13 protein-coding genes are annotated in these 14,234 nt (G+C 64.3%); 6 read left to right on the forward strand and 7 right to left on the reverse strand.

Annotation, left to right across the window (positions count from 1 at the left end; translation table 11 throughout):
- Positions 1–714 precede the first annotated feature (714 nt).
- The gene (locus ASG92_RS25895) at positions 715–1,854 is read left to right on the forward strand and encodes a DUF1524 domain-containing protein (RefSeq protein ID WP_346763008.1); all 1,140 of its coding nucleotides are present in this window, start codon (positions 715–717) and stop codon (positions 1,852–1,854) included.
- Between the two features lie 172 nt (positions 1,855–2,026).
- On the opposite strand, the gene ASG92_RS25900 is transcribed toward ASG92_RS25895, so the two are convergent.
- Entirely contained in the window at positions 2,027–2,920 is an 894-nt protein-coding gene (locus ASG92_RS25900) for a potassium channel family protein (protein WP_056635599.1), read from the reverse strand.
- A gap of 231 nt (positions 2,921–3,151) precedes the next feature.
- Here ASG92_RS25900 and ASG92_RS25905 point away from each other — a divergent pair, with 231 nt between their 5' ends.
- Together ASG92_RS25905 and ASG92_RS25910 are read left to right on the forward strand one after the other, a co-directional pair.
- Positions 3,152–3,847: a hypothetical protein gene (locus tag ASG92_RS25905; protein WP_162256367.1), complete on the forward strand. Its 696-nt coding sequence runs from the start codon at positions 3,152–3,154 to the stop codon at positions 3,845–3,847.
- Positions 3,848–4,349: 502 nt separating this feature from the next.
- The gene (locus ASG92_RS25910; protein ID WP_056635610.1) at positions 4,350–4,709 is read left to right on the forward strand and encodes a hypothetical protein; all 360 of its coding nucleotides are present in this window, start codon (positions 4,350–4,352) and stop codon (positions 4,707–4,709) included.
- 643 nt (positions 4,710–5,352) lie between these two features.
- On the opposite strand, the gene ASG92_RS25915 is transcribed toward ASG92_RS25910, so the two are convergent.
- From ASG92_RS25915 to ASG92_RS25925, 3 genes are all read right to left on the reverse strand, one after another.
- Positions 5,353–7,155, reverse strand: coding sequence for a BTAD domain-containing putative transcriptional regulator (locus ASG92_RS25915; protein WP_056635613.1), 1,803 nt, complete (start codon positions 7,153–7,155; stop codon positions 5,353–5,355).
- 69 nt (positions 7,156–7,224) lie between these two features.
- Complete coding sequence (locus ASG92_RS25920; RefSeq protein WP_200952097.1) at positions 7,225–7,629, reverse strand: hypothetical protein; 405 nt, start codon at positions 7,627–7,629, stop codon at positions 7,225–7,227.
- A gap of 577 nt (positions 7,630–8,206) precedes the next feature.
- Positions 8,207–8,971 (reverse strand): FCD domain-containing protein, encoded by a 765-nt coding sequence (locus ASG92_RS25925; protein WP_056635616.1) that lies wholly within the window; start codon positions 8,969–8,971, stop codon positions 8,207–8,209.
- Between the two features lie 94 nt (positions 8,972–9,065).
- Here ASG92_RS25925 and ASG92_RS25930 point away from each other — a divergent pair, with 94 nt between their 5' ends.
- The 3 genes from ASG92_RS25930 (at position 9,066) to ASG92_RS25940 (ending at position 12,152) form a co-directional block, all read left to right on the forward strand.
- Positions 9,066–9,944 carry a carbon-nitrogen hydrolase family protein gene (locus ASG92_RS25930; protein ID WP_082579749.1) on the forward strand — a complete coding sequence of 293 codons (879 nt, stop codon included), beginning with the start codon at positions 9,066–9,068 and terminating at the stop codon, positions 9,942–9,944.
- A gap of 10 nt (positions 9,945–9,954) precedes the next feature.
- Positions 9,955–11,310 carry an APC family permease gene (locus ASG92_RS25935; RefSeq protein ID WP_056635619.1) on the forward strand — a complete coding sequence of 452 codons (1,356 nt, stop codon included), beginning with the start codon at positions 9,955–9,957 and terminating at the stop codon, positions 11,308–11,310.
- A gap of 62 nt (positions 11,311–11,372) precedes the next feature.
- Positions 11,373–12,152, forward strand: a complete 780-nt coding sequence (locus ASG92_RS25940) for a carbon-nitrogen hydrolase family protein (RefSeq protein ID WP_056635621.1) — start codon at positions 11,373–11,375, stop codon at positions 12,150–12,152.
- A 118-nt stretch (positions 12,153–12,270) separates the two neighbouring features.
- On the opposite strand, the gene ASG92_RS25945 is transcribed toward ASG92_RS25940, so the two are convergent.
- The 3 genes from ASG92_RS25945 to ASG92_RS25950 all read right to left on the reverse strand — a co-directional run bounded on the left by ASG92_RS25945 (position 12,271) and on the right by ASG92_RS25950 (position 14,190).
- Positions 12,271–13,227 carry a lipid kinase gene (locus ASG92_RS25945; RefSeq protein WP_056635624.1) on the reverse strand — a complete coding sequence of 319 codons (957 nt, stop codon included), beginning with the start codon at positions 13,225–13,227 and terminating at the stop codon, positions 12,271–12,273.
- A 33-nt stretch (positions 13,228–13,260) separates the two neighbouring features.
- Positions 13,261–13,407, reverse strand: coding sequence for a hypothetical protein (locus ASG92_RS28815; RefSeq protein ID WP_157372496.1), 147 nt, complete (start codon positions 13,405–13,407; stop codon positions 13,261–13,263).
- 66 nt (positions 13,408–13,473) lie between these two features.
- Entirely contained in the window at positions 13,474–14,190 is a 717-nt protein-coding gene (locus ASG92_RS25950; RefSeq protein ID WP_056635627.1) for an HAD hydrolase-like protein, read from the reverse strand.
- Between the last annotated feature and the right edge of the window lie 44 nt (positions 14,191–14,234).

Consider the following 14,234-nt stretch of genomic DNA (forward strand, 5'->3'; position numbering starts at 1 on the left):
AGGAGAAGTTGATGCAGGCAAAAGCCGCTGCACCAAAGCTCTCATCAGGAGTCGCTGCCGGGTTCGATCTCACGATCGGGTTGAAGACGGAGAACAGCATTGCCACGAATGACCGGGGAAGTCCGCTTGGTTCCTGGACAGCGAAGGGACATTCTTAACATCTCCCACCGCGCGTAACAACTAAAGCCGGAGCGGAGCAAAGCGGCGAGCAACACATGAAGCTGCGGCGTGGCGTTCATGCAGAAAGAGAACGACCTCGGCGCTCGCCGTTGCGGTTCCCTCACCGAAACGGGCGCCAGCGTCGTTTGCTTTATGCGGGTGCCCAAGCGCGGAAGGAGGACCGCCTTTTTATATAGCGAAAGCACAAATTTGCGCTATCGGAGCCTTTGCTTCCAATCATTAAGTACTGAGTTCACGGTGTGACATGCGCGCTCAAGATTGCCTCAAGGCTCAATCAAAGTTGTGGCAGGATCCGCGCAGTTTCGGCTTCCCGTAGGCGTCGTGAAATAGGCTCGGCATCGACGCAACTGTCGAAAAGTAAAAGGCCCTACTTTTTGTCGAGCCTTCAGTAATGGGGAAAGAATGTCGAACCATAAGTCGCTTCCGGGGTCGGCGGCGTCTGCTCCGGAGCCCGGGCCGAGGCCACCGCGTAAGCCACGAGCTTCCACTTTCATTGTCGGAGCCTTCACGGCCCTGTTCATGCTCATCGGGGCCTTGAGCGGCGGATTTGGAGGCGCGCTGATCTTCCTGTCCATCACGGCGGCCCTCACCGGTCTCTATGTCCTGGCGACCGGACGCCGTTCCTGGGCGTGGCTCCCGGCCAAGCGGAAGGCGGGGGCCATCGCCCTTGCCGTCTCCTTTGCCCTCTTCATCGCCGGTGCCGTCCCGTTGCCGCGGACCACTACGGGGGACCTTCAGGCCGCCTCATCGGAAAGCACTGCCTCGCCAGCCACCGCTGAAGCGAGCGCAACCGCCAAAGCGACGCCGACGCCGTCGCCCGCTCCAACCGTCCAGGAGACGGGCACCCCGGGCGTCAGCGTGACGGCTCCGAAGACGCAGCCTGCCTTCGCCACCAAGGCGATCGACCTGCTGGCCACCCTTCCCATCAAGGGCCGGGCACCCAAGACGGGATATGATCGTGCGCTGTTCGGGCAGGCGTGGGCAGACGTTGACCGTAACGGTTGCGACACCCGGAATGACACCCTCAAACGCGACCTCACCGGTATCACCTACACCAACAGCGTCCCCTGCAAAGTGCAGTCCGGAACGCTGGCGGACCCGTACACGGGCACTACCCTCAACTTCCTGCGGGGGGCTGCCACCAGCATTGCCGTCCAGATCGACCACGTTGTTGCCCTCAGCGACGCCTGGCAGAAGGGCGCGCAGCAGCTGACTACGGAACAGCGGACAGCCTTCGCCAACGATCCCCTGAACCTCCAATCGACGGACGGCCCGACAAACATGAAAAAGGGCGACGGCGACGCAGCCACCTGGCTGCCGCCGAACAAGGGCTTCCGGTGCGAATATGTCGCCCGGCAGATTTCGGTGAAGGCAACGTACAACCTATGGGTCACCCAGGCGGAACACGACGCGATGGCCAGGATCCTGGCCGACTGTTCCGGCCAGCTCGCACCGACAAACGACAAGGCGTCAGTCGTCGCGGCACCAGCACCGGCTCCTGAGCCTGCACCGGTGGTGGCACCTGCCCCGGCACCGGCAGCTCCGGCACCGGCAGCCGCCTATTACAAAAATTGCGACGCTGTACGATCGGCAGGTGCCGCACCGTTGGACGCCGGTTCAGCGGGCTACCGAGCAGCGCTTGACCGCGACTCCGACGGGATTGCCTGCGAGTAGCCGCTCCTTTGTTCCGTTCCTGACACATGCCGTGGATACGTCCTCTTCTGGAAGGTATCCACGGCAGACGGCTTTAAGGACCAAAGTTCCCCGTCCGTCAACGCAACCTGGGTCCGTGCCGGGCTATGCCACACCGCAGCCCGCCTCCAGGTGCCGGGGTTCCGGATGCACGCTAGTTTGGGTCCGGTTTCCCCGGCCGTCGGTGTCGGTGGTGCAACTCGTAGCTGTTGAACACATCGGAAGACGTGGTTCCTGAATGGCCGAATTTGCCGCGCAGGACCTCCGCAAGTCCGTCCAGCGCCGCGTGGAGCATCCGTCCGGCGAACTGTAGTTCAGGGCTCTCGCTGAGCTGGGCCTGGGATGCCAGCTCCTGCGCGTAGGCGACCGTGGCCGGCAAGGAGCCGCGCTGCTCGACTTCACGGAAGTAATAGGTTTCATGGAACGCAAGCAGATCTATGCTCACCGAAGCCACGTTTCCGGCCATTGACTCCAACAGCCCGGCGGCATGCCTGGGATCCAGCGACAATACGCCGGCCGGACCTGCAGCCTCCCTGAACAGGTTCAGCTGGTGGGCAAGGGCCCGGCGGCGGTTCAGGGCCGGGTACGTCTGCTGGATCCAAGCGACCGTTGCTGTCAGCAAGCCGAAACCGGTGACGGCCTGGAGGGCCACAACCAGCCTCAGCAGCGGATGCGCTGCCACGATATCGCCGAACCCCACGGTGGAAAGAGTGACCAGGGAAATGTAGAGGGCTTCGGCAAAGTCGGCCCGCAGCGGAACCCCGGCTCCGTAAACAAAACCCTCCGTCAGATGGGGCAGGTACAGCAGCGCCCAACCGATGGCTGCCAGGCCTGCCCAGGCGCCGATGACAGCGGCCATCGCCAAGGGTCCGGCGATGAAAGAGCCCCGGCCCCGCAGTTTTCTCGACACCAGCCAGAATCCGCGGATGATCGTCCGGCCCACTGGGCCGGAACCGTGCGGATAAAGGAGCGTACGAAACACGTCGACGAGCATCAGAAGAACCAGGCCGGCCCCCAAAACCGTCCAGAGCGTGTCCTCGAAGTCCATGCCTAATCTTATGGGCGGCATGGCCTGAGGAGCAGCCACAAGGTTCGGGGGAACGGGCGGGGGATAGCCCCGGCGGGCGGGTTCCCCAGCTGCTCGCAGACCTCGCGTAGGCAGGTTGTGGGCAATTTGGGTGCCAAGCGTGCGACCATCAAAGTGCCGGCAGCCTGTGGGTGTGCCGGCTGTATCGGTTCCTCGCGCAGAGTGGGCCAGAATGACGTCAAGGGGAGCGTTGTGGGTGGATCTCGGCCGAATGAAAGGGCCCTGCCGCGCTGGGCCAGAACCGCCGTCGTCGTCTATTTGTCGGTGACGGTTACCGTTGTTGTAGCCGCGCTCCTTACCAGAGGCTTCGAACTGGACCTGGATGCCAAGTTCAAGGAGGGCATGCTGCTCGTCATGGTGGTTCTGACACTGCCCGTTTCGGCGGCGTACTTCGTCATCGGCACTTTTGGCTCCGGGGGCGGATTGGGCCTGACGACGGTCCTCTACTATGCGGGATACCTCCTCCTAGCGGTGGTCAACGCGGGTGTCTTCCGATGGATTGTCCTCAGCACCCGGAAGCGTATACCGGTTCCCGCTGCCGGCACCCCCGGCGCCTCGCCTCAGTATCCGCCGGTGACGATCCGCGGGGTCACCCCGGACGTCAGAAAGCTCTTGTGGACCGTGCCGCTGGCAGTTCTGTTGAGTCTTCCACAGTGGATGGTGGCCGGTTTTGCCTGGTGCGGTATCAGCGGTTGCAGCGGCGGAGGCTTCGGGGTGGTCACCGGGACCGAATGGGTCGCGGTCATCCTGAGCGTCGTTAACGGCGTCATCCTGGCAGTCGCCGTGTTCGCAGTGCGCTGGCTGTACCCCACCCGGAAACGTGCCCTCATTGCCTTGGCGGCCGGGACGTTGTTCGGCCTGGTGGGTGCTGCAGTCACCCACGGGTAGCCGCTGGGCGTCGGCTGTTCCGCGTGGGTTTCCGCGGCCGTTCGCTTCTCAGGGGCGGGCTCATGTCCGCCGTTCGATTTGTGCAGCAGCGCGATCGTGTAGCGGATGAATTAGGCGAAGGACCGCATCGCGGTCACGTAGCTCTTGTGCGGAGTCCAGCCTGTTGTGCGTCGACCGTCCGAGTCGATTCGCCACGACGCTCAGGCGTCTCATAACTAGTGGTGAGTACCGCAATTCAACCTCACGGTTTCGACACATAGTTATGAGAGTCGTGGTCCCGCCGTCCGACGCCATTTCAAAGCGCGATCACCGGCGACCAACGAGACGCCTCGTATCTCTAGGCTTGCGAAACAGGGGCAGCGCCTGTTCACGAGGATGCTCTTCATGACCAAGGACCGGGGAGAGTGAAGGTACGCGGCCGGTCAGCGCGCCATGGTTCACACGCCTGCTCACACGGTGATGCCGCAGCCTTCTGTTATGGAATCGAACAGGAGAACAGGCCATGGAACTGAATGAACTACTCAATCGCACCGCCGATCACATTGTTGCCGATGGGACGCAGACCGAATCACTGACCCTACAAGCGATGGCCTCTGCCGCCGGGGACCTGAACCAGGGCGCAGCGGCCGCGCTCGTGGATTGGAACGGTTCGGAGATTGCGCGCCTTCGTGCCTTTGGCATTGTGCATGGCGTGTTGCTTCGGGAACTTCCGGACAGCGCACAGGCAGTATTGCTCACACACCTGCTGGACACTTCCTCTGCTGTGGTACTCGCGAGCGAACCGGCCATATTGCCGCCCCGCAGACACGATGCCTCGGCCACGCTGTCCATACTCTCAACTGGGGCCGGCTCATACCGGTGAAGAAGTTATGGCATCGTGCCGAAGGGGCACCGGCAGCGAATGCCAGATGACGCATGGCCGAGGCCTGGATTCGATTGCTCGGGATTCCTGGAAATTTTACAGCCTGAGGGAAGCCAGGTTCAGCAGCATGGCCGGAAGTGGGCACTTCTCGCATACCTGATTCTTGAACGCAGGAAGGCGACCAGATCAAGTCTTGCGTCGCTTCTTTTTGCCGATGCTGACGACCCGCTGGGCGCCCTGCGGTGGAACCTGTCTGAGCTCCGACGCGCGCTCGGCCCTGAGATCGAACTGACCGGTGATCCACTCACGCTCGTTCTGCCTGAAAACTGGCACTGTGATGCGGAATCAATACTCGGTCCGCCAGCATCCGGGTTAGTCGACCCTTCCGCTGTGGAAGGGGAGCTGCTGTCGTGGCGGCGTTTGGGTGCTGCAGGGCCGGTTGTGTCGGGACTGCCGGGTGTTCCTCCGGCCCCGCGAGGTATTTGCTCGCGTTCAGCAAGACGGTGATGAGCTGTTTCTCCGGCGCCGCGGAGGGCCGCAGCGATGGGTTCTGTGGCCCGCGGGTCATGACCTTGTCTGCCGCGGCGAATCGAGAAGCAATTCAAACCGCGAGGGACCGCCCGTGGCTATGAACCCGGCCAGTTCAGAGCTGCTTCCTCTCGGCCAGATGGGCGAGGAGTCCTGGGTTCTGGATGTCCCGTGCCAGCAACGGGATGGCTACGGCCGCTGCAGTGTCCCCGAGAAAGGCTCGGTGAGAGTGGGCGTGGAGGAGCAGTTCGCGCATGCCGCTTCGGCTGGCCAGGTTGCTCAGTTCTTCGGCGTAGGACACGGCCTTCGGCGACTTCTGGTCGATGGCGAATTGGCATGCAGTGTCCAGGACGCGGGCGCGAAACCACACATACCAGGGATTGGGCATCAGCCCCCGGGCAATCCACTGCGCAGCTCCCTCCGCATCTCCACGGGCCATATGGAGTTTGACCTCGGCGTTGGCGGCTGCGTCCATGTAGCATCGATCCCCGGATAGCTCTGCGAGGACGGCTGCATGGTCGATGATCTGCTCAGCTTCATCTAGCTGGCCAGCAGCAAGGTAGGTCTCACCGCGCAACGATTCAGGCAGCGGGAGGAAAACCACCCAATGTTCGGACTTGGCCGCCGCGATGGCGTGGTCCAGGGAGGCTGCGGCTGCGGGATAGTCGGCGCGAAGGAGCTGCACACGCCCCACCATCGCGGCTGTGAATGCTTGCTGACGGCCGCTGCCGACGACCGTAGCCAAGTAAGCTGACTGTTCCAGCGCTCCCAGCGCTGTGTCGTATTGAGCGGTGTCTGTGGTTGACATTCCGCGTACGCCGAGTATCTTCGCCTGCTCGTCCGGCAGACCTAGGGCTGCCGTCGCGGCCCGATCGAGCCATCGGCTCGCCCTGGCTGGCGTCCCTCGCTGAGCGGAAACAAAACCAAGCTCGCGGTAGGCAGCGGCCGCGATTCCGGATACGCCGCGAGGGGTGAAGGACAGCGCCCTATTAAGGAGGTCGTCAACTTCGGCTCCGCGTCCGCCTGCAGAGTGAATCAGGGCACCTGCCAGGGCGAGGAGGGATTCTGCCCGAAGGTCACTGTTTGCCGAGCGATCGGCGAGATCGTTCGCGAGCCTCAAGTGCTCCAAGGCCCTGTCCACGGCTCCGGCGGACAGGCAGGATTTGGAAGCATCAAGGTAGGAACGAACGGTGACCGGCGTGGCGGGCAACTGGGCCCCGGTGCGGAGGATAGGTGCCGCGAGGGCACGTTGGACTTCCGGCGGCATTCCGACACCGAGTTCACGTTGAAAGAGTTCGGCGCAGCGGACGGCATGGTCGCGGGCCCGGGCCTGATCGCCGGCCGCAACGAGTGCCCGCACGAGTACGGCATGGAAGTTGGCATTGAACGGATCGAGCCCGGTGGCCTGGGCAGCAAGCTCTGCCGCGCGCCTTGGTTCCCCTGACGCCAAGGCCGCCAAGGCGGTTTCGTAGATCAGCGTCTGCACGCAGTTTCGGATCCTGTGGCGCTCCCCGGCCAGCCAGGTTTCGAATGCGGGGCAGTCCGTGAAGTTGAGCCCTTCGAGGAGCTCGACGTCTGGCGGCTCGAAGTCACCTCCCTGCGCCTCCTGGATTCCCGTGGCGAGATAGACGTCACAGCGGTATTTGGCTGGCATCGAGACGGAGAGCGGGTCGCCGCCCAGCGTCACCTCAGGGCCCAAAGCCTTTCTTAGCTCCGATAAATTCCAGCGGAGTGCGCCGAGAGGGTCTTCGGCGTCGGGGAACAACATCGACGCAAGGTGGATGCGGTGGGTTGCCCTCCGCTGGACCACGAGGTAGGCCAGTAGCCCCCAGGCCTTACGGCCGCGCGGCTGTCTGCGGTTTCCAGCGGTATCTTCGATCGCTGGCGGCCCGAGAAGTCGAATTGTCACCTCGACCATGGCTAATCTTACTTCCACTCGGATGCGGGACGCCTGCGCCCTCCGCCGGCCACTGCTCCTGTCGATTGTTCAGCGTTCGACTGCACGTCTTCGTGCGGCCAGACGGCAAATCCAGATGGCGCTGGACACCGCATGGTCAGAGTCATGCGTTATTGATGAGGCAAGGCCTGGCTGGCGCACGCAGTTGGTTCCTTCCTTGCTTTCACGAGTGCCCCGCGCTTGTCTCCGCTCGTGCCGCAGAAACGCAAGGAACCGGTCGGCGTCAGATGGCGACGCCGTCCAGAGAGGCCGTCCCAGGAAACGGGAGAACTCGAAGATCACTGAACGCTCCGTCCCGATGAGCTGGTCGGTCAGACCCGCACCAACCTGCGCCAGCGCGAACTGGTCGACCAGTTCCTGCTCGAAGTCTTCCTCGTCCTGCGAAGATTGCAATGCCCGACTGAATCCGATGGAACGGACGGCGGCAAGGACCATCACCGAGTGCGAGCCGGAAGCCAGCTGTCGCGGTGAAGGTCACCCACGCGGGCCGGTAATCTCTACTCTCACCGCGTCCGGGGGCCACCCACTGTCTCGTAACCGAAGTGCTTCATAACCCATGGGATGTAAGACGACGCGAAGCCCGGGAGTGCTACATCGAACGGTCACAGAACGCCGTCAATTACCGCCAACTCCACACCAGCCAGTTCGCGGACGCGCGGGCACAGCGGAGTTATCGTTCATTGTTCCCCCAAAGGAAAGTGTGGCAGGTGAGCGGAATCACGCTAGCGACGGCGACTCAAGGATCCCTCAAGAAAGCGCAGGTCTCGTAAAAGTCGCGGACGGTGCCACAGGCAGGTTCTGAGTGAATTCGTGACGTACCGCTTTTGACGCGAGCAACACTTCCGCGCCTGCCTCGCGGTGGCCGCCCTCAGCCTGGGCACATCGCCTAACCAGCTGAATTCATCGATGTTCGCCTTCGCTGAGGTGGTGCTGGGCAAGGATTTCAGGCGGATCGCCATCCGGTTCTTCAGAGCGATCGGGCTGCTGCCGTCGTGCTCTAAGTCGCAGTGCCTCAAACAGGGGTGGATTGAGCTCCGCCCTCCGTCAGGCCGATGAACATGGTCTTGTGCAGGATGTCCACGTGCTTGCGGGCGATCTCCACGGCTTCGCCGCCATCGCCGGCACGCAGGGCTGCCACCAGCGCGACGTGGTCGCAGTTCGATTTGTGCAGCAGCTCGATCGGGTAGGGGATGAAGTAGGCGTAGAGCTCGGTCAGCGTCTCGTGGTAAACCTCGACGGCGGTCCCCAGCCCCGACGCCGTGCCCACCAGTTGGTGGAACTGCTCGTCCGCTTGATGATAGTCGGACCAGTCCGTGGATTCGGCCATGTCGCGGGTCAGCCGGCAGAGCTCATCCAGCTGCTCGGCCGTGGCATTGATTGCCGCGTAGTGCGTCACGGCGCATTCAAAGAGCAGCCTCCGGTCCACCAGGCGGTTCACGGCCTGGGATTCGGCCGGTGATGCAGAGAGTTCGGCCAGCACGCTCCGCGGGGGCTCGTCGGCCACGAACGTCCCGCCGCCCCGGCCGCGGCGGCGGACCACCACGCCCTGTTCCGCCAGGCTCGCCAGCGCGCGGCGGGCGGTGATCGGGCTGACCGACAGGCCCAGGGCCACGTCCTCCTGGTCGGGCAGGCGCTCGCCGGGCTTGAGCAGCCCGAGCGAGATCGCCATGCCGATCCGCAGCCGCACGGCATCGATGGCGCTGCGGCGGTCGATGCCAGCGAGCATGCCGGCGCCGATCGGCGACGGCTCGGCGGTGTCCTCCAACTGACGGGTCATATCCGCTACTTTACGGCCCAAACCTGCCTCTTCCCATAATTGGATCATTCTGATCTAATATAGTGCAGATCACATCCCCAACGTGGAGAACACCATGCAACGCATCCTTCCCCTCATCGCGGCCCAGGCCCGGCCGCGGCTCATCGGCGAACCCGTTTCGGCGTTCGCGGACGAGGTCAAGGCCGCCCTCGCCGTCCAGCCGCACAGCAGGCTGGTGGTGTTTCCGGAGCTGCACCTGTTCGGGGATTCCGACCCCGACCATCAGCGCACCGAAATGCTTCAGGCCTCCGCCGAGCCGCTGGACGGACCCCGGGTCAAGGAGCTGCGGCAGCTCGCCGCGGACCTGGGCATCTGGCTGGTCCCGGGCAGCGTGTGCGAGCGGGGCCCGGAAGGGCAGCTGTTCAACACCCAGCTGGTCCTGTCCCCGGAGGGGGAGCTTGCCGGCTACTACCGGAAGGTCTTCCCCTGGCGCCCGTTCGAGCCGTACGACCCCGGCGACCGGTTCACCACCGTGGACCTGGCCGGCGTCGGCAGGGTGGGCCTGAACATCTGCTACGACGCGTGGTTCCCGGAGGTGTCCCGCCAGCTCGCCTGGATGGGCGCCGAGGTCATCCTCAACGTCGTGAAAACCACGACGCCGGACCGCCGGCAGGAGCTGGTGCTCGCCAAGGCCAACGCCATCGTGAACCAGGTCTTTGTGGTCAGCGTCAACTGTGCCGGTCCCACCGGCAAGGGCCTGAGCATCATCGTCGACCCCGAGGGCAACACCCTGGCCGAGGCACCCGATGACGCACCGGTGCTGCTCACGGCGGAACTGGACCTTGCCGCCGTCGAGCATGTCAGAACCCACGGCACCGAAAACCTCAACCGCCCCTGGTCCCAGTTCCGCGACGGCGAGGACGCCGTCGAGCTCCCCGTCTATCAGGGCCGGATCAGTCCGGCCACCTGGGCTCCCCAGTCCTTCAACGCCTAAGGAACCACCCGTGACAACTTCACCCACGCTCACCCGCACGCTGAAACTGCCTTCCCTGGTCCTGTTCGGCCTGGCGTACCTGACCCCGCTGATCGTCCTGGGGATATTTGGCATCATCGCTGAAACCACCGGCGGGGCTTCGCCGGCCGCCTACCTGGTGGCGATGGTCGCCATGCTGTTCACGGCGCACAGCTACGGCCGGATGGCCATCGCGTATCCGGTGGCCGGTTCCGCCTACACCTACGTCCGCCGGTCCATCGATCCCAGGGTGGGGTTCCTCGTCGGCTGGGCCATCCTGCTGGACTACCTCTTCCTGCCGATGGTCATCTGGCTCATCGGCGGCTCCTACCTGAGGGCCCAGTTCCCCGGAATCCCCATCGGAGTCTGGATCGTGGGCTTCATCCTCATCACCACACTGCTGAACATCCTGGGCATCAAGGTGGCGGACAAGGCCAACTACGTGCTGATGGCGTTCCAGCTGCTGGTCATCGTATTTTTTGTGGCGCTGTCCATCGGCAACGTGGTGTCCACCCAGGGTGCCGGCGGCCTGGCCAGTACGCAGCCGTTCTTCAACGACACCTCCAGCTTCGCCACCATCTCCGCCGGTGCCGCCATCGCCGCGTACTCGTTCCTCGGGTTCGACGCCGTCACCACCCTCACCGAGGAGACCATCGAACCGCGCAAGAACATGCCACGCGCCATCATGCTCATCGCCCTGATCGGAGGCGGCACCTTCGTGACCGTGTCCTACGTGACCCAGCTGGTCCACCCCGGCGGCGTGTTCGAGGACTCGGCCTCCGCGGCCAGCTCCATCGCCCTGCAGATCGGCGGGCAGCTGTTCGGGGCAGTCTTCCTCGCCGGCCTGGTGGTGGCGCAGTTCGCCTCCGGCCTCGCAGCGCAGGCCAGCGCCTCCCGCCTGCTGTACGCCATGGGCCGCGACTCCGTCCTCCCCAAGGCGGTCTTCGGACGGCTCAGCGCGAAGTTCCACACCCCGGTGGTCAACCTGATCGTCACCGGCATCATCGGACTGATCGCGATCTTCCTGGACGTGGCCACCTCCACCTCGTTCATCAACTTCGGTGCCTTCACCGCCTTCACCCTGGTCAACGCCTCGGTGGTGTTCCACTACGTGCGCCAGCGCCGTGCCGGGCACCAGCTGAACCCGGTGTCCTACGTGGTGGTCCCGGTCATCGGAGCCATCATCTGCGCCTACCTGCTCTCCCAGCTGGACAGCAACGCCATTACGCTGGGATTGTCGTGGCTGGCGCTGGGCATAGTGGTCCTGGCCCTGATCACCCGCGGCTTCAAAGCGGCACCGCCGGAAATGACGGCGACTGAAAAGGCGACGGTTGAAGCGGCCGCCTGACCCGGACGCCGAGTATGTGCCGCCGCCGGAGCCGGTCGGCTGACCACAGGGAAGGAACAGCCGTGAGGATAGCGCTCGGGCAGCTGGAGTCGGGCACCGACATCCAGGCCAACCTCGCCGCGATAGACCGGTTCGCCTCCGAGGCAGCGCGCGACGGCGCCGCGCTCGTTGCCTTCCCGGAATACGCCACGTACGAGAAAAAGACCGTGGACGCGACGTTCCCCGAGGTAGCCGAGCCGCTGGACGGCCCAGTCTGCCAGGAGCTCGCCACCACAGCCCGCCGCCGCCGCATCGCGCTGGTGGCGGGCGTGGTGGAAACCTCGGACGAGCCGGGCAAGGCGTACAACACCCTGGTTGCGTTCGGGCCCGACGGAAAGCGGCTGGCCTTCTACCGGAAGATCCACCTCTTCGACGCGCAGGGCTTCGGGGAATCGACGTTCATCAAGCCGGGCCCGTCCACCGAGCCGGTGGTGTTCGAGTCCGGGGGAGCACGCTTCGGCCTGATGACCTGCTACGACCTGCGGTTCCCGGAGCTGGCCAGGTCACTGGCCGACGCCGGCGCGCAGGTCCTGCTGGTCTGTTCGTCGTGGGTGCCGGGCACCCACAAGACGGAGCAGTGGCTGGCGCTGAACGCGGCGCGCGCCATCGAGAACAGCGTGTACGTGGCAGGGGTGTGCCAGGCCCCGCCGGTCTCCGTGGGCCGCAGCATCCTGGTCGATCCCATGGGGGTCGTGGAAGCCGATCTGGGACTCGAACCCGGTGTTCGGGTGGTGGATGTCTCGCTTGAGACGGTTGCGAGGGTGCGGAAGCTGTTCCCGATGTTCCGGCAGCGGCGGTTGTAGTCCAGGACCTCTGTGCTACTGCGTGGCTACGTATGCATTGGGCAGCTTCAGACCGCGTTAAGGGGGCAGGTTGGGTGCTTGGTGCCTCAAGTTGGAGGGGAGCTTAACTAATAAGCTTTCAACTGGACGGCCAGTTCGCGGCGCCAGGTCCGTCGAACAACGCGCTGGTGCTGCTCTGGGGCACCACCACGTGGACGGCGTTGCGCTGGACAGTGAAATCGGCCGGCGTGGTGGTCGCGATCTCGCCGTCGAGGTTCACCGGCAGCGGCGGCTCAGTGACCAGTCGCACATGTCGGCTGGTCAGGTGGTACACCCGGTCGTGTTCGATGAAGCTTCCGTCCTTGAGTAACCGTGCGATACTCACGTGCTCCCGGAGCGGGCCGGCCAGGATGGCGTAGATGTCAAGGATGTGGTCATCGATCCCTGCGGTGGGGGAGACCGTGTTGCCGCCGCCGTAGTGCCGGCCGTTGCCGACCGCTACCTGAAGCAGGTTTTCCAGTTCCATCGGCTCGTGGTCGCCCTCTGGGAACTCGAGGCGGGCCCGGAACGGCTTGTGCCGGGCATAAGCCCGAAGCGTGGCGATGCTGTACGCCAATGGCCCGATGTACCGCTTCAGGCGGGGGCTCAGAGCCTCCGTCACAGCCACCGACAGGCCCACGGACGCGACGTTGAGGAATGGCTCACCGTTGGCCCGGCCGAGGTCGATGTCCACCACCTTCCCGTCGGCGACGGTGGCGCACGCCTCGGCAAGATTGTTCGGTATCTCCAGCGTCCGGGCGAAGTCGTTGGCGGTGCCCAGTGGAAGAACGCCGAGCATGACGTTGGTGCCGGCAACGCGACCGGCGGCGTAGGACACGGTCCCGTCGCCGCCGCCGACAACCACCAGGTCGTGCCCGTCCGCAAGCACTCGGTCAAGCGTCCCGGCCAGCTCGCCCCCGGACAGGACGTGGTGCACGGAGGAGATCGGCACGCCTGCCTGTTGCATCGTCTCCACCGCAAGTTCGTGCGCCGCCCCTCGGCCTGATCCGGCGTTGATCACAACGGCGGCAGAGCGTGCGTCCCGGGCAGCCTTCATGTGGACATGTTAGGTGGTGGACCTGTGAATTCCTTAGCCCGCCACGGCCGCCTTCGCGGCCTCCATCCATTCGCTCAGCCACGGGGCCCGGACGCTCGACGTGATGCGGCAGTCGGCCACGAAGGTTCCCCTGGCGCCGCCGTCGGGCCGTGACGTTTCGACTGCCCGGCCCGCCGCCACGGCCAGTGCCGTCAGCGGCAGTCCCGCGTCCTCAAGTTCGGTACTGCGTCCTTGTTATGTCACGCCTTACCCTCCCGCTCGGTCATCCGACCGGGGGCGTTTGGCCACGATCAGTGGCAGCAGGGCTGCAGGAGAGGAGACAACGGCGGCCGCCTGCGATGCTTCGCCCGCGTCCCCGTAGCCCCAGTGCGCGAATATTGTCGGGATTCCGTGTTGGGCGGCTCCGGCGATGTCGTAGCTCCGGTCTCCAATCATTACGGGACTGGAGATGTCTACGCCTTCGGATTGAAGGCGGAGCAGCAATTCGGCGACGACCTCTGCCTTGCTTGCTCTTCCATCGCGGTCGGACGCCCCGCAGATGTTGATGAAGTGGCCTTCGATGCCAAATCTTCGTGCGAGTCTTACCGCTTGATCTTCCACCTTGGATGTGGCCACAGCCATCGGAATGCCGGCCGAGTGCAGATGATCAAGCAGTTCGATGATCCCGTCGTATGGGCTGGACTGTTCAGCGCCATGGTCGGCGTATGCCTTGCGGTAGTGTTGGAGGGCCCTTTGGGCGGTTATGTCGTCCAACTGTGAGACTGTTCTGAAGGACTCGATCATCGGCGGGCCGACGAATTGCCGCAGTTTGTCCATCGCGGGGACCGGCGCGCCTACGGCTGCCAGGGCTCGGGCAGCACTTGCCGTAACGCCGGGTGCTGAATCCAGCAGCGTTCCGTCCATGTCGAACAGGACGCAGCTAATGCCAGTGAGAGGTGGACGGTCTTGCTGCAGAAGTGTCATTTTTTCGAGTGCTTTCGGTCGTGGAGTTGGTTCGGTTCTGGGTG

It is taken from the genome of Arthrobacter sp. Soil736, from assembly GCF_001428005.1.
Taxonomy (GTDB): Bacteria; Actinomycetota; Actinomycetes; order Actinomycetales; family Micrococcaceae; genus Arthrobacter.